Here is a 21,078-nt window from a genome sequence, read left to right as displayed (position 1 = left end):
CAGGCGCGGGCCGGGTATACACGTCGCGCCCGCGCAGTGGTTCGCTAGAACAGGCCGACAGTGTTGCCGTTTTCGTCGATGTCGATCGTGTGCGCGGCCGGGTTCGCGCCCAGGCCCGGCATGGTCACCATGTCGCCGGCCAGCGGGTAGATAAAGCCCGCGCCAACGCTGGCGCGCACTTCGCGCACATGGAAGGTGTAGTTGCTCGGCGCGCCCTTCAGCTTGGCGTCGTGGCTCAGGCTCAGGTGCGTTTTGGCCATGCAGATCGGCAGGTTGCCAAAGCCATTCGCCTCGAATGACTCGATCTGCTCGCTGGCCTGCTCGGTGTAGCTCACGCCATCCGCGCCATAGATCGCGCGCGCAATCGCGTCGATCTTGCCTTTGATTGGCATCTCCAGCGGGTACAGGAACTGCGGCGTCGCGTTCGAGCTTTCGGCCGCCGCGACAACCTTCTGCGCCAGATCGACCCCGCCCGCGCCGCCGTCGGCAAACACGCTGCTCACCGCCATATCGGCTGCACCAGCTTCGCGCGCGATCTGGCGCACCGCCTCGATCTCGGAAGGATAGTCGTCGGGGAAGGCGTTCAGCGCGACCACCACCGGCACGCCAAACGCGCGCGCATTGGCGATCTGCTTGCGCAGGTTCGCGCCGCCCACCAGCACGTCGTCGGGGTTTTCGGCCAGCAGCTCGGGCGGCAGCGGCTTGCCCGGCGTGATCTTGTACTTGCCGGTGTGGCTCTTCAGCGCGCGCACCGTCGCCACCACCACGGCGGCGGCCGGCCACAGGCCCGAAGCGCGGCACTTGATGTCGAAGAACTTTTCACCGCCCATGTCCATACCAAAGCCGGCCTCGGTCACGACATAGTCGGCCAGCCGCAGCGCGATCTGGTCGGCCACAATCGAGGAATTGCCGTGCGCGATGTTGGCGAATGGCCCGGCGTGAATAAAGGCGGGCGTGTTCTCAATCGTCTGCATCAGGTTGGGCTTGAGCGTTTCGCGCATCAGCACGGTGGCCGCGCCGGCCGCGCGCACATCCTCGGCGGTCACGGGCTTGCCATCTTTGGTGAAGGCGACCACCATCTTGCCGATCCGCGCGCGCAGGCTCTTGATCGCTTCGACTGCGGTCGAGCCGGTGGCCAGCGCCAGGATCGCCATCAGCTCGCTGGCGACAGTCATGTCGAAGCCGGTGTCGCGCGGGAAGCCGTGCTTGTCGCCGCCCAGGCCAATCGTGATATTGCGCAGAAAGCGGTCGTTCACGTCCATGGCGCGGCGAATCACGATCCGGTCGGGGTCGATATTCAGCGGGTTGCCGTGGTACCAGCTATTATCCACCAGCGCGGCGATCTGGTTGTGGGCCTGCTGAATGGCGTGGATGTCGCCGTTGAGGTGCACAATGCTTTCTTCCAGCGGCACCACCTGCGAGTAGCCGCCGCCCGCGCCACCACCCTTGATGCCAAAGGCCGGGCCGAGCGAGCTTTGGCGCAGCGCAATCGCGGCGCGCTTGCCGATTTTGTTGAGCGCCATGCCCAGGCCAATCGTTGTGGTGGTTTTGCCCTCGCCCAGCGGCGTTGGCGTGATTGCTGTGACCAGAATGTACTTGCCGAGCGGGCGGTCGCGGTAGGCATCGAGCAGGTTCAGGTCGATTTTGGCCTTGGTGCGGCCGTGATATTCGACATACTGATCGGGAATGCCAAGCTGCTCAGCAACGGCGCTGATCGGTGCAATCGTAGCTTCGGAAGCGATTTGCAAACTGGTCTTCACGCTATGCTCCTTGTGAACGGTGCCAATGAGTGGGTAAGAAACGCGGAACCGGCGAAGGGCGTATTGCTATACGCCCAGACCTAGACAAGGGCGTATTGCTATACGCCCAGACCTAGACAAGGGCGTATTGCTATACGCCCAGACCTAGACAAGGGCGTATAGCAATACGCCCAGACCTAGACAAGGGCGTATTGCTATACGCCCAGACCTAGACAAGGGCGTATTGCTATATGCCCAGACCTAGACAACCTGCAAACGTGCAACCTGATAACCTGTACCTGGTAAACCTCTGCCGTGACTCAGCCGCTGAAGCCCAGGCGATTCGCGATCTTCGCCGCCGCCTGGACGGTCAGCCGCCCATAATCGGGCAGGCGCTCAAACGTCACGCGGTAGGACGGCCCGGAAATGCTTACGGCGGCGATCACCGCGCCGCTGGCGTCGCGCACGGGTGCGGCCACGCCATGCAGCCCTTCTTCAACTTCGCCCACCGCCTGCGCATAGCCGCGCTCGCGCACCAGCGCCAGCTCGGCACGCATGCGCACCACGTCGGTGATCGTCCGGTCGGTGATGCGTGGCAGCGGCCGCGCCAGAATGCGCTCGATCTCGGCGGCGGGCTGGAAGGCCAGCAGCGCCTTGCCATTCGCCACACAGGTCAGCGCGGTGCGCCGGCCGACCCAGTTCGCGTCGCGCACCAGGTGCGGGCCAGAAAACTGCTCGACATTAATAACTTCGTCGCCATCGCGCACGGCCAGAATCACCGTTTCGCGCGAGGATTCTGCCAGATCAATCAGGATCGGCCGCGCGGCCGTGCGCACGTCGCCAAAATGCGTGACCTGCCCGGCCAGGCGCAGCAGCATAAAGCCCAGGCGATACTTCTCGGTGCCGGGCACACGCTCAAGCAAGCCTTCGCGCTCCATCGTCGCCAGCAGGCGCGAAGCCGTGCTTTTGTGCAGGCGCGTTTTGCGGCTTAGCTCGCTTACGCCAAGCTCAGTCGGCCCGTTGTCGAACACCTTCAGCAGGGCGACAGCGCGGCGCACTGACTGAATTAGCGTTCCTGGCTCGTGTTCATCAGTGTGTTGCATAATATGAGACATTAACCGTATCGTGCAACATCTATGGTAGCACCGCCCAAAAAACATGTCAATGGCCAATTTCTTGACTTTCCAGCAAAAAGACATATACTCGACATACACCAAGCCCAAGCCAAAAAGAGCATCGTTGTGACGCGGTCGTACCAGTTGCAGGATGCGCAACAAACGCTCAGCATGCAGCACGCCGGGCATGATTTTACCGCAGTCGCTCAGCCAAACGCACATCCGCGCCGATCGCACCACCCGCCTGCCCGGTCAGCGCGGGCTTGTCTGCGTGCAGGCGCGCAGTTCGCCCGGCCATTGCATGACGGATCAGCTTCGCACAGGAGGTCTTCATGAACCAACGCCTCGCCCCCCGTCGGATCGGAACCCTGGCAGCCGTGCTCGTGCTGGTTGCGCTCATCCTGGCTGCGTGTGGCAGCGGCGGCACCGCCAGCCAGGCCAAAATTCCGCTCAAGCTCGCTGAAAATGCCTGGACTGGTTCTTCAATTAATGTCAACGTCGCGAAGATTCTGCTGGAAGAGCAGCTTGGCTATAAAGTCGAGCTGGTGACAATCGACGAAAATGCCCAGTGGGCCGCGCTTGGCAATGGTGACCTGAGCGCGAGCCTGGAGGTCTGGCCTTCCGGGCACGCCGCCAACGTCAAGCAGTATATTGACGAAAAGAAAGTGGTTGAGAACCTCGGGCCGCTCGGCGTGGTTGGCAAGATCAGCTGGTACGTGCCAACCTACGTCGTGCAGGATCACCCCGAGCTGGCGACGATCGACGGCTTCAAGAAGCCCGAAGACGTGACACTGTTCAAAACAGCCGAGTCGGGCGACAAGGGCCAGTTCCTGGCCGGCGACCCGAGCTGGGTGCAGTACGACGAAGATATCATCAAGAACAACAGCCTCGACCTGAAGGTTGTGCGCGCTGGCTCCGAGCAGGCCGTGCTGGCCGCGCTCGATTCGGCCTACAGCCGCAAGCAGCCCATCCTGTTCTACTTCTGGACCCCGCACTCCATCCACGCCAAGTACGACCTGACGGCGGTGAAGCTGCCCGAGTACAGCGACGACTGCTACTCCAAAGCGTCGTCGGGTGGCGTGAGCTGCGACTACCCGAAGGACGTGCTGTTCAAGATCGCCTGGGGCGAGCTGAAAACCAAAGCGCCCGACGCCTATCAGTTCCTGAAGAACATGCAGTACACCGACAAGGATCAGATTGGCATGATCGCGGCGGTGGAGCTGGACAAGAAAACCGCCGAGCAAGCCGCGCGCGACTGGATCGGCAAGAACGAGAGCGTGTGGAAGGCCTGGATCCCGGCGAAATAAGCAGCAGGCAGCGAGCAGCAGGCAGCGAGCAGCGTGGCGCAGTGCCGGCTGCCTGCCGCCGACTTGGATGGAAAAGGCACAACCGTGAGCGAAGCCAGCGCCAAAATCGTCTGCCGTGATGTCTGGAAGGTGTTCGGGCGCACGCCCGAGCGCGCAATCGCGCAGATCGGCCCCGAGCAAACGCACGCCCAGGTGCTCGAGCAAACCGGCCATGTCGTCGCGGTGCGCGGCGTGTCGTTCGAGGTGCAGAAGGGCGAAACCTTTGTCGTGATGGGCCTGTCGGGCAGCGGGAAATCGACCTTGGTGCGCTGCATCTCGCGCCTGAGCGACCCAACCCGCGGCGAGATTTTGTTCGACGGGCGCGACATCATGAAGATGGGCGACGAAGAGTTGCGCGAGCTGCGCCGCCACAAGATCAGCATGGTGTTCCAGAATTTTGGCCTGTTCCCGCACCGCCGCGTGATCGACAATGTGGCCTATGGCCTGGAGGTGCGCGGCATGCCTAAGCGCGAGCGCCTCGAAACCGCCGCGCAGATGATCGAGCTGGTGGGCCTGGCCGGCTGGGAATACCACCTGCCGCGCCAGCTTTCGGGCGGCATGCAGCAGCGCGTTGGCCTGGCGCGCGCGCTCGCGGTCGACCCCGAGATTCTGCTGTTCGACGAGCCGTTTAGCGCGCTCGACCCGCTGATTCGCCGCGAAATGCAGGACGAACTGCTGCGCCTGCAAAGCACATTGCACAAAACCAGCATCTTTATCACCCACGACTTTGCCGAGGCGCTGAAGCTGGGCGACCGCATCGCAATTATGCGGCACGGCCAGTTTGTGCAGGTTGGCACGCCCGAAGAATTAGTACTTCACCCAAAGAACGATTATGTCAACGCTTTCGTGAAAGATGCGCCACGCGCCAAGGTCATCACCGCCGCGACAATTATGGCGCCCTGCCCGGCCGATTTCGACCCGAGCGGCTGCCCGCAGGTCGCGCCCGACGCCAGCATCGAGCTGCTCATGCCGCTGCTGCTCGAAACCGAGCGCCCGGTATTAGTGGCGAATGGCACGCCGTTGGGCGTGATTGACCGGGCGCAAGTGCTGCAAGCGCTGGTTACGCAGGAGTAAAGCCCATGGCGACACACGCACAGCCACTGCCGCTTGCGCGCCCGCTGTGGCAGCGCCTCGCCCCTGCGCTGGCCGTGCTGGGCCTGCTGCTGCTGGCCGGGCTCGCCGGGCAGCTGCTGCCGCTGTTCAGCAGCCAGTTCCCCGAACAGTGGAACCTGGGCCTGCGCGCGCCAATCGACGCCTTCCAGGGCTGGGTGATCAGCAACCGCGCCACGCATCCGCTCTTTCAGTATTTCTTCACGCCACTCAGCGCAACCATCGACTTCGGGATGCGCTTTGCGGAAGACATGCTGCTGGGCGCGCCGTGGGTTGCGGTCGTGGCCGGCTTTGGTCTGCTGGGCTGGCTGCTGTCCGGCGCACGTTTGGCACTGGGCTGCATGGTCGCGCTCATGCTGATGGGCATGTTCGGCCTGTGGGAGCAGAGCATGCAAACGCTGGCGCTGATGGCCTTTTCGGTGCTGTGCGCGCTGCTGATTGGCATCCCGCTTGGCATTCTGGCCGCGCGCAGCGACAGTTTCGACCGCGCCCTGCGCCCGATCCTCGACGCAATGCAGACCATGCCGGCGTTTGTCTACCTCATTCCGGTGCTGCTGTTCTTTGGCGTCGCCCGCGTGCCAGCGGTGGTTTCAACCCTGATCTACGCCATCCCGCCCGCAATTCGCCTGACCAGCCTGGGCATTCGGCAGGTCAGCCCGCCCGCGATTGAAGCGGCGCGCGCGTTTGGCGCGACCCCGCGCCAGCTGCTGTTTCAGGTGCAGTTGCCGCTGGCCCTGCCCTCGATTATGGTGGGCGTGAACCAGACGATTATGATGGCGCTGGGCATGGTCGTGATCGCCGCGATGATCGGCGCAGGCGGGCTGGGGCGCGAGGTGCTGGTGGCATTGCAGCGCCTGCAGGTTGGGCTGGCCTTCGAGGCCGGGCTGGCGATTGTGCTGCTGGCAATTATGCTCGACCGGCTGAGCGACGCGCTGAGCAAGCTCGATTTTTCCGACCTCGGGCGGCCGCGCACTTTGCAGTTGCCAACCTGGGTGCCCGAGCGATGGGAAAGCGGCATCTACCGCGTGGCAAACCGCCTGAGCGCGCTCGGCGCGATTCCGGCCGCGCTGCTCAGCCGCCTGGCGCGCACGCCCGAGACACAGCGCCGCATTCGCGCCGCCGCGCCGCTGATCAATAGCGTGCTGCTGATTGTGATCATCTACCTGCTCGATACCGTAGTGCTGTTTGGCAGTTTCCCCGAAGGTTTGCGCCTTTCGCTGCGCGACCCCGCCGACGCGGCGGTGGCGTGGATGCGCGACAACCTGTACCAGATCGGCAACACACCCTTTGGCACCGGGCCGCTCAGCAACTTCCTGACGATCTACCTGCTGAACCCGATGCGCACGCTGCTGCGCGACATCCTGCCCTGGCCGGTGCTGGTGCTGGGCATGGCCGCGCTGGGCTTCTGGGCCGGCGGGCGGCGGCTGGCCCTGTTCTGCGCGCTTGGCATGTTCGCCATCGGACTGCTCGGCATGTGGCCGCAAAGCATGGACACCTTCAGCCAGGTGATTGTGACCATGCTGGTGACGGTTGCGGTGGCTATTCCGCTGGGCGTGCTGGCTTCGCAGAGCGAGCTGATGCGCAATCTGCTGCGGCCCGTGCTCGATTTCCTGCAAACCATCCCGACGTTTGTCTACCTTGTGCCAGTGATCATGCTGTTCAACGTTGGGCGCGTGCCGGGCCTGATCGCCGCCGCGCTCTACGCCATCCCACCGGGCATCAAGCTCACCGAGCTGGGCATCCGCCACGTGCCCGCCGAGGTCGTCGAGGCAGCGCGCGCATTTGGCTCGACCCGCCGCCAGACGATTATCAAGGCGCAGCTGCCGCTGGCCCGCCCTTCGATCATGGCAGGTGTGAACCAGATGATCATGATGGTGCTGGCGATGGTGATCATCGCCGGGCTGGTGGGTGGCGAGGGCCTGGGCCTGGAAGCGGTGACGGGCCTGGCGCGCAACCAGACCGGGCGCGGCATCGAGGCGGGCCTTTCGATTGTGCTGCTGGCGATTATGCTCGACCGGATTTCGCAGGCGTGGGCCGCCAGGGAATAGCGTTTCGTCCCGAATAAACGCAGCGCCCCGGGCACGAAGATCGATCTTCGTGCCTTTGCGTTTTTCGCTGCGCGGAGTGGAAAATAGCTCTTTCCGCAACTGCCATGATTCTTTGTGAAAAGAATTGACTTTAACGTAGCGTCAAGGTTTATAGTATGAGCACAATCCGAATTGGTAGTTTTGCCCGCATCGCCCAGGTTTCGACGCGAACGCTGCGCTTGTACGACAAGCTCGGCCTTTTGAAGCCCGCTGCGGTCGATCCGCTGACGGAATACCGCTCCTACTCAATCGATCAGCTGCCGCGCCTGAACCGCATTCTGGCGCTGAAAGACCTGGGCTTTTCGCTCGACCAGATTGCCGAAGTGCTGCGCGGCGACCTGACTGCTGAGCAGCTGCGCGGCATGCTGGTGATGAAGCGCGCCGAGGTCGAACGGCGCGTGGCGGCCGAGCACGCCCAGCTGGCGCGCATTGCGGCGCGCCTGCGCCAGATCGAGCAGGAAGACGCGCTGGGCGACTACGAGATTGTGCTCAAGCGGATCGAGCCGCAGTGGGCCGCGATGGTGCGGGGCAGCATCCCCGACTACATCAGCTCCGAGCCGATTTTCATTGGCTTGTATGCCGAGCTCGACGCCTTTTTGCAGCAGCACGGCTTGCGCGCATCTGGCCCGCGCCTGGCGCTGTTCTACGATAGCGAGGCGCAGGGCATACAGGTGCAGGCTGGCATCGAGCTGGCCGGGGCAGCAACGGGCGCGGGCCGCATCGAAGTGCGCGAGCTGCCGGGCGTGGCCGAAATGGCCTGCGTGGTGCATCACGGGCCATACGACGAAACGCTGATCCAGGCGAATACCGCCATTCTGCGCTGGATCGATACCAACAATTACCGCATTGCCACGCCAACGCGCGAAATCTACCTGAACTACCAGGTCGGCGGTGACCCGGCGCAGTTTGTTACCGAAATCCAGATTCCTGTTGCAATGAAGGGTGGGCCATGAGCGCAAACAACCAGCGATTCGATACGATCATTGTCGGCGGGGGCTCGGCGGGCTGCGTGCTGGCCGCGCGCCTGAGCGCCGACCCGGGCCACCGCGTGCTGGTGCTCGAAGCCGGGCGGCGCGACTCGCTCTGGGACATTTTCATCCACATGCCGGCGGCGCTCACCTACCCGATCGGCAGCCCCTTCTACGACTGGCGCTACCACTCCGAGCCCGAGCCATTTATGCACAACCGCCGCATCTCGCACGGGCGCGGCAAAATCCTCGGCGGCTCCAGCAGCATCAACGGCATGATCTTCCAGCGCGGCAACCCGCTCGACTATGAGCGCTGGGCCGCCGACGCGGGCATGGCCGAGTGGGATTACGCGCACTGTCTGCCCTACTTCAAGCGCATGGAAACCTGCCTGCACGGCAGCGACGAGTTTCGCGGCCACGACGGCCCGCTGATTCTTGAGCGCGGCGCAGCCAACTCGCCCTTGTTCGGGGCCTTTTTTGCGGCGGTGCAGGAAGCTGGCTACCCGCTCACCGAAGACGTGAACGGCTACCGCCAGGAAGGCTTCAGCGCGTTCGACCGCAACGTCCACAACGGGCGGCGGCTCAGCGCGGCGCGCGCCTACCTCCACCCAATCATCAATCGCCCCAACCTGACGGTGACGACGCGAGCATTCACCACGCGCATTCTGTTCGAAGGGCAGCGGGCCGTGGGCGTGGAATACACCGTTGGGCGCGGCGCGGCGCAGCGCGCCTATGCCGGCGACATCATCTGCTGTGGCGGCGCAATCAACTCGCCCCAGCTGTTGCAGCTTTCGGGCGTGGGCAACGCCGCCGAGCTGGAGGCACTGGGCATCCCGGTGGTGCACGATCTGCCGGGCGTGGGCGAAAACCTGCAGGATCATCTGGAAGTGTATGTGCAGCACGCCTGCACGCAGCCGGTTTCGGCCTACCCGGCGCTCTTGTGGTACAACAAGCCGTGGATCGGCTTCCAGTGGCTGTTCTTTCGGCGCGGCCCGGCGGCAACCAACCACTTCGAGGCGGGCGGCTTTGTGCGCGGCAACGAGGACGTCGACTACCCGAACCTGATGTTCCACTTCCTGCCGCTCGCCATCCGCTACGACGGCACCGTGCCGCAGGGCGGCCACGGCTACCAGGTACATGTCGGGCCGATGTATTCCGACGCGCGCGGCACCGTGAAGCTCAAATCGACCGACCCGCGCCAGCACCCGGCCCTGCGCTTCAACTACCTCTCGACCGCGCAGGATCGCCGCGAGTGGGTCGAGGCCATTCGCTGCGCGCGCGAAATTCTGCGCCAGCCCGCCTTCGCGGAGTTCGATGGCGGCGAGTTCTCGCCCGGGCCAGATGTGCAGACCGACGAGCAAATTCTCGATTGGGTGGCGCGCGATGGCGAAACAGCGTATCATCCCTCGTGCACCTGCAAGATGGGCACCGACCCGCTGGCCGTGGTCGACCCGGCGACGATGAAAGTGCACGGCCTGGATGGCCTGCGCGTGGTGGATGCCTCGGTGATGCCCTACGTCACAAACGGCAATATCTACGCGCCAACGATCATGCTGGCCGAAAAGGCCGCCGACCTGATTATGAGTAACACGCCGCTCACGCCCGCAAAAGTCAACTTCTACCGCCACCAGAAGCCCGCACCGGCAGTGCAGCCGCTTCGCGCCGAGCACGCCGTAGTTGAGTGATATGAAAGGTGGAAAACGCCGACGGGCGCATCCTGAGTAGCGCCGAGCGTGGCGAAGGGGGTGCGTCTACGCGCCACCGTTCCAGACCTAAGGAGACTCCATGACGCGCATGCCCAACCTGGAAACCGAGCGCCTGATCATTCGCCCATTCGCGCTGAGCGACCTGGACGCGATCCATCGTATTATCGACCTGGAGCAGGCCGATGCCGAAACCGGCACCGCCGGCGCGCAGACACGCGAGCAGCGCCGCACCTGGCTCGAATGGAGCGTGCTGAACTACGACCAGCTGGCGTGGATGTACCAGCCGCCCTATGGCGACCGCGCAATCGTGCTGAAGAGCAGCGGCGAGCTGATTGGCGCGTGCGGCTACACGCCTGCCACGGGGCCATTTGGCCTGCTGCCTGCGCTGCGCGGGAATGAAGAGCTTGCCAGCGCGCGGCGCTTCACGCCCGAGTTCGGGCTGTACTGGCAGATCGGGCTGGCGCACCAGCGCAAGGGTTACGCCAGCGAGGCCGCGCGCGCCCTGATCGACTATGCCTTTGCGCACCTCAACCTGAAGCGCATCATTGCCACGACCGAGCACAGCAACCACGCCTCGATTGGCGTGATGCGCAGGGTCGGCATGCACATCGAAACGAACCCCGAAAGCGAGCCGCCCTGGTTTCAGGTGGTTGGCATCCGCTGGAATGACGCGGCGCAGCAAGCAGACGCGCCAGACGTGGTACAATAGCCGCGTTCGCACAAGCTGCGTACCGAGGCGAATTTCACGAGCCAGGAGCGTGCAACGCGCCCTGGTTCGTTTTTTGAGAGACCGTTCTGTGACACGTTCGATGATTGCGACCCAGGGCTTAGTCAAGCGCTACGGCAGCGTCACCGCGCTTGACGGCGTCGACCTGGCGGTGGCGGGCGGCACGATCTACGCGCTGCTCGGCCCGAATGGCGCGGGCAAAACCACGGCGATCAACATCCTGACCACCCTCGCTCAGCCCACTGCCGGCAGCGCGCAGGTAGCCGGCTTCGACGTGCAGCGCCAGGCCGGCGAGGTGCGCAAGCGCATTGGAGTCACCTTTCAGGACCTTGTAATCGATCCCGACCTGACCGGCCGGCAGGTGCTCGACATTCACGGCCGCCTGTATCGCCAGCCGCGCGCCTTGCGCCGCCAGCGCATCGACGAGCTGGTGGAACTGGTGCAGCTCGGCGACGCAATCGACCGCCTGGTGAAAACCTACTCGGGCGGCATGAAACGCCGGCTCGAGCTGGCGCGCGGCCTGATGACCGACCCCGAAGTCGTGTTCCTCGACGAGCCAACCCAGGGGCTCGACCCGCAGAATCGCGCGACGATCTGGGATTACGTGCGCATGCTGCGCCGCGAGCGCGGCCTGACGCTGCTGCTCACCACGCACTACATGGAAGAAGCCGAGGCGCTGGCCGACACCGTCGGCATCATCGACGGCGGGCGCAAGGTTGCCGAAGGAACGCCGGCCGCGCTGGTGGCCGCGCTTGGTGCCGACCGCATTCGCATCAGCGGCAGCGGCGACACGGGCCATCTGGAGGCACAGCTCCGCGCGCTGCCGTTTGTGGAAACCATCGCGCCGCACGAAAATGGCCTGGAACTTGGCGTCGATCACGGCGGGCGGCGCCTGGCGGAGGTGGTGGCACAGGCCAGCGGCAATGGCTTCCAGATCGAAGATGTGGCAATCGTTCGCCCGAGCCTGGGCGATGTTTTTCTGAAATACACGGGCCGCGCGCTGCGCGACTAGCCAATTCTGGATGTTGAGTGCTAAGTTTTGAATACAGCATATGGCTATTCAAAATTCAGCACTTAAAACTCAAAATTCAACACTATGAATGCAACAATCACCATCTGGTCGAAACACATGACCAAGTTCTTCCGCAACCGCGAGGAGCTTGGCGGCCTGCTGCTCCAGCCCATCCTGTGGGTGGTGCTGTTTGGCGTGGGCATGGGCGCGCTGGTGCGCAACGTCGGCGGCAGCGATTACATGTCGTTTATGCTGCCGGGTGTGCTGGCGCTCACCGCCCTGGGCGGCGCGGTTGGCGGCGGCATGGCGCTGCTCGACGAGCGGCTGCGCGGCATTCTGAAGGAATACCTGGCCGCGCCGATCCCGCGCCTGAGCATTCTGCTCGGCAACGCCGCCAGCACCGTCACCAAGGCGCTGTTCCAGGCCGCAATTATCCTGATTGTCGGCGCGCTGATGGGCGCGCGGATCACCGCCAACCCGCTCGGCTGTCTGGCGCTCGTGATTCTGCTGGCGCTCTTCACGATTGGCTTTGCGGGCATTGCGCTGGCCTTTGCCGCGCGCTCGAAAAGCATCATGGGCTACCACGGGCTGATCTTTCTGTTCAACCTGCCGCTCCTGTTCGCCTCAAACGCGCTCTACCCGCTGGTGAACATGCCGGGCTGGATCAGGGTGATTGCGCTCGCCAACCCCACCACCTACCTGATCGACGCGCTGCGTGGCCTGACGTTTGGCGGCACCGCCACCATTGCGCTGCCGATCTCGTTTGCGGTGACGGCGCTGTTCGCCACGCTGGGCATGGCGCTGGCGCTCATGTCGTTCCAGCGCACAATTCGCTAGGGCAGACTACTATCCGCAGATTACACAAATACGATTTTGATGGTTAACAAGTGCACGCCGGTTCCCGGTTCTTGTACATCTGTGGATTATTTTGCCGTCTACTGTGCAGCGTAAACTTCCAATTCATCGCGAAAGCGTCACAATCCGCTCTATTGCAAAATCGCCGCCGTGCGGCTACAATACACACGGGGCATCGGCCCCTTTTTTACCCTCTCGTCGCGGAGCGCTCTCATGACTGAGCAGGCGCACATCTTAGTTGTTGACGATGATGCCAGCATCCGAAGGATGCTGCAGCTCCTGCTGAACGAAACCGGCTACCGCGTTTCCACGGCCTCCACTGGCGAAGAAGCCCTCGCCTACATGGAACTGGTCACGCCCGATCTTGTGCTCATGGATCTGATGCTCCCTGGCATCAACGGACAGCAGGTCACCGAGCGCATCAAGGCTAATCCCGAAAAACCCTTTATTCCAGTCATTCTGGTCACGGCGCGCAACGATGCCAAGTCCAAGGTGATGGCACTCGACGCTGGCGCAGACGATTTTCTGGTCAAGCCGGTTGAGTTTGCCGAGCTGCTGGCCCGCGTGCGCGCCATGCTGCGCCTGCAGCGCAGCCAGCGCTCGCTGCGCGCCGAGCAGCGCAAAACCGAGCTGCTGCTGCACCTGACCCGCGAGCTAGGCACCACGCTCGATCTCGAGGCGCTGCTGACGCACTTCCTCGACCGGCTTGCCGACGCGGTGGGCGCGGTGCGCGCCAGCATTATTCTGACGACCGAGCAGCAGCCGCGCTTATTCTCCAGCATCCGCAACCGCCCCAAGGTCGTGCCTACCGACATTGTGCGCGACGGCATTGCCGGCTGGGTGCTGCGCGAGCGCGCCCCGGCGATTATTGTCGACACGCGCGAAGACACGCGCTGGGTAGCAACTACGCCGCACCAGCAGATGGTGCGCAGCGTCGCGGCGGTGCCGATTATTCGCGAAGACCGGGCGCTTGGCGCGATCACGCTGGTGCACCACACGCCCGGCTATTTCACGCCCGAGCACCTCGACCTGCTCGACTCGGTGGCGGCGCAAAGCGCCATCGCGCTGGAAAATGCCGAACTGTTCCGCCTGACCCGCTCGCAAAACGACCTGCTCGAACGCCGCAACGAAGAACTCCAGCGTATCAATCAGGTGAGCCGCCTGCTCACCGAGCTGATGCGGCCCGAGCAGCTTGTGCGGCTGGTTTCGTACCTGGTGCACTTAACCTTTGGCTACCCAACGGTTTCCATTCTGCTGCGCGATGGCGACGACCTGGTGGTGCGCGCGGTGGCCGGCATCTCCGACGAAGAATCGCGCATGGGCCGGCGCATCCCGATTGGCCAGGGCATCACCGGCCACGCTGCGCTGCAGCAAGAGCCACTGTGCGTGGGCGACGTGCGCAACGACCCGCGCTGGGTGGCAGGGCTGGGCACGACCGACACGCGCTCGCAGCTTTCGGTGCCGATCCTGACGGCGCGTGAGGTCTTTGGCGTGATGAACGTCGAGAGCGAGGCAGTTGGCGCGTTCGGCCCAAACGATATTCGTTTGCTCGATACGCTTTCCGGCCAGCTCGGCGTCGCGGTCGAGAATGCGCAGCTCTTCGATACCGAGCAGCGCCGCGTGCGGCAGCTCAATAACGTCAACGCCATGTCCGTGGCGGTGACCGCCCAGCTCGACGCGAACGACAACCTGCGCGTGGCATCGGCGGCGATTGCCACCATCTTCGGGATCGACAATTGCGGCATTGTGATGCTGGGCGACGAGCGGCGCGGCGGCGTGCGTATAGCGAACCACAGCGCGCAGCCTGCCACCGCCGGCTCGCACATTCATTTCCCGCTGCCCATGCACGATCTGGCCGCGCTGGAGCTGCGCGGCGTGCAGGTGATTGCCGACACGGGCAGCGATGCGCGTGTGGAAACCGTGCGCGCAACCCTTCAAGAGCACCGAATTGAGGCGCTGGTGCTGGCCCCGCTGATCAATAGCGGCCGCCGCATTGGCACGATTGTGCTCGACATCACCGGGCGCGCCCGGCAATTCGCCAACGCCGAAACCAGCCTGCTCGAAACCGTGGCCAGCCTGCTTTCGCAGGTGCTGGAAAATGCGCGCCTGTACCGCGAAGTGACGGAAGAGCGCAGCACGCTCGACGCGGTGCTCGGCGGCGCGGCCGACCCAATTCTGCTGATCGGGCCCGACGACCGCCTGCTGCTGGCGAATCGCGCAGCGCACGAGCGCCTGGGCCTGGCCGTTCACGCCGAGCAGCAGCCGCTGTCCGCGCTGATCAAGCACGACGATCTGCTCCACGCCCTGAGCGACAAGCGCAACGGCAACGGCAATGGTCACAGTTCCTACCCGCTGAATGAAGTGGTGCTGCCCGAGGGCGATACGTTCAACGTCAGCATCGCGCCCGTGCACGGCGCCGACAACGAGCTGATTGGGCGGGTGACGGTGCTGCAGGATATCACCGCGATCAAAGAGCTTGAGCGCCGCGAGCAGGAGCGCCTGCGCAGCATGTTCCGCCGCTATGTGTCGCCCCAGGTGGTTGAAGAAGTGCTGGCCGGCGGCGGCGATATTGGCGCGCCAATCGAGCGCGATGTGGTGGTGATTTTTGCCGATATTCGCGGCTATACGGCCCTGACCGAGGGCCTGCCGCCGCGCGTGCTGGTCGAGCAGGTGCTAAATCGCTACTTTACCGCGATGACCGAGGCGCTGTATCGCCACGGCGGCACGATCGACAAGTTCCTGGGCGATGGTCTGATCGGCGTGTTTGGCAGCCCGATTGCCCGCGACGACGACGTGGAGCGCGCCCTGCTCGCCGCCGTCGATCTGCAGCGCGCCTTCGCTGGCCTGCGCGAGCGCTGGATCACCGACCTCAAGCGCGAGATCGGCATGGGCATCGGCATTGCCTACGGGCGCGCGGTCGTCGGCAACATCGGCTCCGAGCAACGCATGGACTACACCCTGATTGGCGATGTTGTCAATACCGCCAGCCGCCTCAATGGCATCGCCCACGCCGGGCAGATCATTGTCGCCAGCCAGCTGATCGACGCGCTGCCGGGCGAGTGGGATGCGCCCTGGCCCATCCGCAAAAGCGACCGCGTCTACCTCAAGGGCAAGCAAGAGCCAGTGCAGATCTACGAGATCGAGTACGAGGTCAAGGAAAACGCGCACTAGTGCGCGTGAACGCGCAGGGTTTAGGGAATAGGGGATAGGGTTTGGTGATTGCAATACAAAAACTCTTACCCGATTCCCGCATTGCTTTCTTGATAATGCACTAGCGCCGCTGCTCTAATCTTAGTTTCACAAACAGCCAGGCTTCAGCACCAGAGCACCCATTCCACCGCACATTTCCCCACTGTTGCATGCTACCTCACCATTGTTGATTCTTGGTGCCTTCGTGTCTTGGTGGTTCGGTTATTTTTCTATACGTCTCCCAGAAGAAAGACCTTCTCGTGCGAATTGCTGCGCTGTACGACATCCACGGCAACTTGCCCGCGCTCGAAGCCGCGCTCGACCAGATCGCCCGCGCCGAGGCCGACGCGATTGTCGTGGGCGGGGACGTCGTGGCCGGCCCAATGCCCACCGAAACCCTGGCATGCCTGCGCGCGCTGACGCTCCCCGTGCATTTCATTCGCGGCAACGCCGACCGCGAGATCGCCGAGCGCATGGCCGGCGCGGTTCCCGACAACACGCTGCCCGATCACGTGCGGGAAATTGTCGATTGGGCAGCGCGCCAGCTTGGCCCCGACGATGGTCGCTTTCTCGCAAGCTGGCCGCTGACGCTGCGCCTGCCCATCCCTGGTCTTGGCACGGTCCTGTTCTGCCACGCCACCCCGCGCAGCGACACGCCCGTCTTCACGCGCACGACGCCCGAAGCGCAGCTGCTCGATACCTTTCGCGATACGGATGCCACGCTGGTTGTGTGCGGCCACACCCACATGCCCTTCGACCGGCAGATCGGTGGCGTGCGCGTGGTAAACGCCGGCAGCGTCGGAATGCCTTACGGCGAGCCCGGCGCGCACTGGCTGCTGCTTGGCCCCGGCATCGAGCCGCGCCGCGCCAGCTACGACCACGAGCGCGCCGCTGCCCGTATTCGCGCAACCAGCTACCCGCAGCGCGACGATTTTGCCGACAATAATGTCCTCCACATTCCCTCCGAAGCCGAGGCACTTGCGGTCTTCACGCCAATGGAAATAGGCGCCAGCCGCACTGCATAAGCTGCCTCACATGCCCCGCCGATGCCCACACATATCGCAAATTTGTTTCTAATCAGGGTCGATTCCTGCCGCATTTGCTGCTACACTCTACGCCAGACACGCGCATACGAGCAGAGAGGAATAGCGCATGATTGATCTTCCAAACAGCGGGGCGCGCGCCTACCTGGCCCAGCCCGGCACAACGCCCGCGCCAGGCGTGCTGGTGCTGCACGCCTGGTGGGGCTTCACGCCCTTCTTCGAGGGTGTGTGCGACCGGCTGGCGCAGGCGGGTTTTGTGGCGCTCGCGCCCGACCTGTACGAAGGCGATACTACTGACACCATCGAGGGCGCGGAAGCGCTGCGCGGCCAGCACCCCAACGAGCGCCTGGACGAAATTGCCAACGATGCGCTCAGCACCCTGCGCGCAAACCCCGCAGTGAATGGCCCGGTCGCCGTGCTGGGCTTTTCGCTTGGCGCGGCATGGGCGGCAGTGCTGGCAACCGAGCGCCCCGAGGATGTGCGGGCGGCAGTCGTCATGTATGGCGCGTACACCGGCCTCGACCACAGCCCGGCGCGCGCGGCCTACCTGGGGCATTTTGGCGAACAGGACGACATGGAGCCGCTGGATGGCGTGCGCGAGATGGAAAGCGAAATTCGCGCGGCTGGCCGCGATGTTACGTTCTACGTTTACCCGGAGGCGCAGCACTGGTTTATGGAAAACGACCGCCCCGAGTACCGCCCGGCCGACGCCGAGCTGGCCTGGGAGCGCACGCTGGCATTCCTGGCGCAGCAGCTTGAGGCAGGGGCATAGCAGCGGCGCAATTCGTGCTAATGCTTTGACGGATGAAAGGCCGGGTGCTATACTTCATTCTCGCACACCCGTTCAGATTTACGACGCCGCATCGGAGCGACAGCGCGCGATGAAGCGGCGTTTTATCTTGCAGTAGAATCAGGAATATCTGCCATGTCGAGAGACAAGATCGTCATCAAAGGCGCCCGCGAACATAACCTCAAAAACGTCGATCTTGAGATGCCGCGCGACAAGCTCGTGGTGCTGACGGGTGTGTCTGGCTCGGGCAAATCGTCGCTCGCATTCGATACACTCTATGCCGAAGGGCAGCGCCGTTATGTCGAATCGCTATCGGCATATGCGCGCCAGTTCCTCGGCCAGATGGAAAAGCCCAAGGTCGATTTTATCGGCGGCCTTTCGCCAGCCATCGCCATCGAGCAGAAAAGCGCCTCGAAGAACCCGCGCTCGACGGTCGGCACCGTCACCGAAATTTACGACTACCTGCGCCTGCTGTATGCGCGTGTCGGCACGCCGCACTGCCACCAGTGCGGGCGCGAAGTTGGCTCGCAATCGGCCGAGCAGATGGTCAATCGCGTGCTGACGCTGGCGGCTGGCACGCGCTTCATGGTGCTGGCCCCGCTGGTCTCGCAGCGCAAGGGCGAGTATAAAGATGTCTTTGCTGAGGCCAGGGCCGAGGGCTTTTCGCGCGTGCGCGTCGACGGGCAGATGATGGAGCTGAGCCAGGATATCAAGCTCAACAAAAAGGTCAAGCACACCATTGAGGTGGTGGTCGACCGCCTGGCGATGCCGCACAAAGACGAACGACCAACCACCAAAGGCCATAGCTCGAACTCTACAAACGGCAGCTCGAATGGCACTTCTGCCCCGAAGGGCCGGGCGCAGACCGACGAGCCTGACGAGTGGAGCTCGTTCGTCACCCGCCTGACCGACAGCATCGAGCAGGCGTTGCGCGTGGGCGAGGGCATGGTGCTGATCAGCATTCAAGCATCAGGGAGCAGTGCTCAGGGATCAGGAAACGCCGAAGAACCACAGGCGAGTGACCAGACCCCAGACCCCAAACCCCAGACCCCTGAAGAATGGCTGATGAGCGAGGAAAACACCTGCACGCACTGCGGCATCTCCTTCCCCGAGCTGTCGCCGCAGATGTTCTCGTTCAACGCGCCGCAGGGCGCCTGCCCAAGCTGCAGCGGCCTCGGCACACGCCTGGAGCTCGACCCGCAATTGCTCGTGCCAAACCCATCGCTCTCGCTGCATGAAGGCGCGGTGCCTTACTGGGGCGAGATGCGCAAGAAGAAAGACTCGTGGGCCTACCGCTGCCTGGCCTCGATTGGCCGCCAGTACGGCTTCGATCTCGACATGCCATGGGAGAATCTGCCCGAGCGTTCGCGCGACGTCGTGATTCACGGCAGTGGCAAGGAAAAAGTGCGCTTCAGTTGGAGCGACGCGGGTGGCTCGCGTGGTGAATTTATGCGCCCGTGGGAAGGTTTGGCAAGCGAAATCATGCGCCGCTACAACCAGACCGACAGCGACTGGACGCGCGAGATGTACGCCTCGTACATGAGCGAGCAGCCCTGCCCGGCCTGCAAAGGCGCGCGCCTGCGCCCCGAAAGTCTGGCCGTGACGGTGGGCGATCTGTCAATCCAGCGCGTGGTTTCGCAGAATATTGGCGAATCGTATGACTGGGCATTGACTTTGTCGGGTGGCGATTCGCAGCCTACCAGCCAGGAAATCGCGACCAATGGTCACGCAAGCAAAGGCACCCTCACCGAGTACCAGCTTGAGATCGCCGGCGAAATCCTGAAAGAGATCCGCGAGCGGCTGGGCTTCCTGCTGAACGTCGGCCTGCACTACCTGACGCTGCACCGCCCTGCACCCACGCTTTCGGGTGGCGAGGCGCAGCGCATCCGCCTGGCCTCGCAGATCGGCTCGGGGCTGGTTGGCGTGATGTACATCCTCGACGAGCCCAGCATTGGCCTGCACCAGCGCGACAATCGCAAGCTGCTCAACACCCTGCTGAAGCTGCGCGACCTCGGCAATAGCGTGATCGTCGTCGAGCACGACCTGGAGACCATGCAGGCGGCCGACTTTCTGATCGACTTTGGGCCGGGCGCGGGCGTCAAGGGCGGCGAAGTTGTGGCGGCCGGCTCGCCCGCGCAGGTTGCGCAGGTGGCCGAGTCGAAGACGGGCGCGTATCTTTCGGGCAAGCTCGAAATTGCCGTGCCAGCCGTGCGCCGCACTGCGCGCCTGGATGGCCCGCAAGAGGTCAATGCTGCGCGCCTGCCGCTGGGCAAAAAGGCGCTGAAAACGGCTTCCAAAAAGGCTAAAGCCGCAGCGCCGCCAGCCGAGCCACAGTGGATCGAGCTGCAAGGCGCGACCATGAACAATTTGCGCGATGTCAGCGTGCGCATGCCGCTCGGCTCGTTTGTCTGCATCACCGGCGTCTCGGGATCGGGCAAGTCGTCACTGATCACCGAAACGCTCTACCCGTCGCTCGCGAACCGCCTGAACAAAGCCCAGCTCAAGCACGGCCCCTACCGCGCGCTGAACGGTCTTGAGCACCTCGACAAAGTGATCGACATCGACCAGCAGCCGATCGGCCGCACGCCGCGCTCGAACCCGGCCACCTATGTCAAGCTGTTTGATCTGATCCGCGACCTGTTCGCCAAAACCAACGAAGCTAAGCTGCGCGGCTACGAGGCTGGGCGCTTCTCGTTCAACCTCAAGGGCGGGCGCTGCGAGGCGTGCGAGGGCAATGGCGAAAAGCGTATCGACATGCAGTTTCTGGCCGATGTCTGGGTACGCTGCGATGTGTGTAAGGGCAAGCGCTACAACCGCGAGACGCTGCAGGTGAAGTACAAGAACAAGAGCATCGCCGACGTGCTGGAGATGGATGTGCAGACGGCGCTGGAGTTCTTCGACAATGTGCCGCGCATCAAGCGCATCCTGAAGACGCTGCACGACGTTGGGCTGGACTACATTGCGCTGGGGCAGCCGGCCACCACCCTTTCAGGCGGCGAGGCGCAGCGCGTGAAGCTGGCGAAAGAGCTGGCGCGCGTCGCAACCGGCCGCACCGTCTACATCCTCGACGAGCCAACCACCGGCCTGCACTTCGCCGACGTGCAGCGCCTGCTGGAAGTGCTGCACCGCCTGGTCGATGCGGGCAACACCGTGGTCGTGATCGAACACAACCTCGATGTGATCAAGACCGCTGACTGGATCATCGACATGGGGCCGGAGGGCGGCGACGGCGGCGGGCAGGTGGTGGCGGAAGGAACGCCCGAGCATGTCGCGCAGGTCGAAGGTTCGCACACCGGCTACTTCCTGCGCGAAGTTCTGGTGCCGGCCGAGCAGGAGATTGCGGCCTGACACCAATAGCGTATCTGCGTAGCCTGTGGATATAAAAGCAACG

The 21,078-nt window shown here is 63.7% G+C and carries 15 protein-coding genes; 12 read left to right on the top strand and 3 right to left on the bottom strand.

What is annotated here, in order from left to right:
• Nucleotides 1-44: 44 nt before the first annotated feature.
• The 3 genes from M1P90_RS02110 to M1P90_RS02100 all read right to left on the bottom strand — a co-directional run bounded on the left by M1P90_RS02110 (nt 45) and on the right by M1P90_RS02100 (nt 3,188).
• The gene (locus M1P90_RS02110) at nt 45-1,760 is read right to left on the bottom strand and encodes a formate--tetrahydrofolate ligase (protein ID WP_483701002.1); all 1,716 of its coding nucleotides are present in this window, start codon (nt 1,758-1,760) and stop codon (nt 45-47) included.
• A 299-nt stretch (nt 1,761-2,059) separates the two neighbouring features.
• Nucleotides 2,060-2,842: an IclR family transcriptional regulator gene (locus M1P90_RS02105; protein WP_483701001.1), complete on the bottom strand. Its 783-nt coding sequence runs from the start codon at nt 2,840-2,842 to the stop codon at nt 2,060-2,062.
• 205 nt (nt 2,843-3,047) lie between these two features.
• Complete coding sequence (locus M1P90_RS02100) at nt 3,048-3,188, bottom strand: hypothetical protein (RefSeq protein ID WP_483701000.1); 141 nt, start codon at nt 3,186-3,188, stop codon at nt 3,048-3,050.
• Between M1P90_RS02100 and M1P90_RS02095 the strand changes: the two genes are divergently transcribed.
• The 12 genes from M1P90_RS02095 (at nt 3,187) to M1P90_RS02040 (ending at nt 21,035) form a co-directional block, all read left to right on the top strand.
• Nucleotides 3,187-4,161, top strand: a complete 975-nt coding sequence (locus M1P90_RS02095; protein ID WP_483700999.1) for an ABC transporter substrate-binding protein — start codon at nt 3,187-3,189, stop codon at nt 4,159-4,161. The genes M1P90_RS02100 and M1P90_RS02095 overlap by 2 nt on opposite strands.
• Before the next feature lie 84 nt (nt 4,162-4,245).
• Nucleotides 4,246-5,274, top strand: a complete 1,029-nt coding sequence (locus M1P90_RS02090) for a quaternary amine ABC transporter ATP-binding protein (RefSeq protein WP_483700998.1) — start codon at nt 4,246-4,248, stop codon at nt 5,272-5,274.
• A 5-nt stretch (nt 5,275-5,279) separates the two neighbouring features.
• A complete protein-coding gene (locus tag M1P90_RS02085; RefSeq protein WP_483700997.1) occupies nt 5,280-7,358 on the top strand; it encodes an ABC transporter permease in 2,079 nt (692 codons plus the stop codon).
• Between the two features lie 155 nt (nt 7,359-7,513).
• The gene (locus tag M1P90_RS02080; RefSeq protein WP_483700996.1) at nt 7,514-8,350 is read left to right on the top strand and encodes a MerR family transcriptional regulator; all 837 of its coding nucleotides are present in this window, start codon (nt 7,514-7,516) and stop codon (nt 8,348-8,350) included.
• Nucleotides 8,347-10,050: a choline dehydrogenase gene (betA, locus tag M1P90_RS02075; protein WP_483700995.1), complete on the top strand. Its 1,704-nt coding sequence runs from the start codon at nt 8,347-8,349 to the stop codon at nt 10,048-10,050. Before M1P90_RS02080 ends, betA begins: the two co-directional genes overlap by 4 nt.
• Before the next feature lie 100 nt (nt 10,051-10,150).
• Nucleotides 10,151-10,780, top strand: a complete 630-nt coding sequence (locus M1P90_RS02070; protein WP_483700994.1) for a GNAT family N-acetyltransferase — start codon at nt 10,151-10,153, stop codon at nt 10,778-10,780.
• An 88-nt stretch (nt 10,781-10,868) separates the two neighbouring features.
• Nucleotides 10,869-11,810, top strand: a complete 942-nt coding sequence (locus M1P90_RS02065) for an ATP-binding cassette domain-containing protein (RefSeq protein ID WP_483700993.1) — start codon at nt 10,869-10,871, stop codon at nt 11,808-11,810.
• Between the two features lie 84 nt (nt 11,811-11,894).
• A complete protein-coding gene (locus M1P90_RS02060) occupies nt 11,895-12,647 on the top strand; it encodes an ABC transporter permease (RefSeq protein ID WP_483700992.1) in 753 nt (250 codons plus the stop codon).
• Nucleotides 12,648-12,878: 231 nt separating this feature from the next.
• Complete coding sequence (locus tag M1P90_RS02055) at nt 12,879-15,836, top strand: GAF domain-containing protein (RefSeq protein ID WP_483700991.1); 2,958 nt, start codon at nt 12,879-12,881, stop codon at nt 15,834-15,836.
• Nucleotides 15,837-16,114: 278 nt separating this feature from the next.
• On the top strand, nt 16,115-16,879 hold the full coding sequence (locus M1P90_RS02050) for a metallophosphoesterase family protein (protein WP_483700990.1): 765 nt from the start codon (nt 16,115-16,117) through the stop codon (nt 16,877-16,879).
• Between the two features lie 127 nt (nt 16,880-17,006).
• A complete protein-coding gene (locus M1P90_RS02045; protein ID WP_483700989.1) occupies nt 17,007-17,669 on the top strand; it encodes a dienelactone hydrolase family protein in 663 nt (220 codons plus the stop codon).
• Nucleotides 17,670-17,822: 153 nt separating this feature from the next.
• Entirely contained in the window at nt 17,823-21,035 is a 3,213-nt protein-coding gene (locus M1P90_RS02040) for an excinuclease ABC subunit UvrA (protein WP_483700988.1), read from the top strand.
• Nucleotides 21,036-21,078: the final 43 nt, after the last annotated feature.

The sequence above is a fragment of the Kouleothrix sp. 19917 genome, from assembly GCF_057073505.1.
Note: the sequence above shows the minus strand (reverse complement) of the source record. Positions and strands in the feature narration are given on the sequence as shown.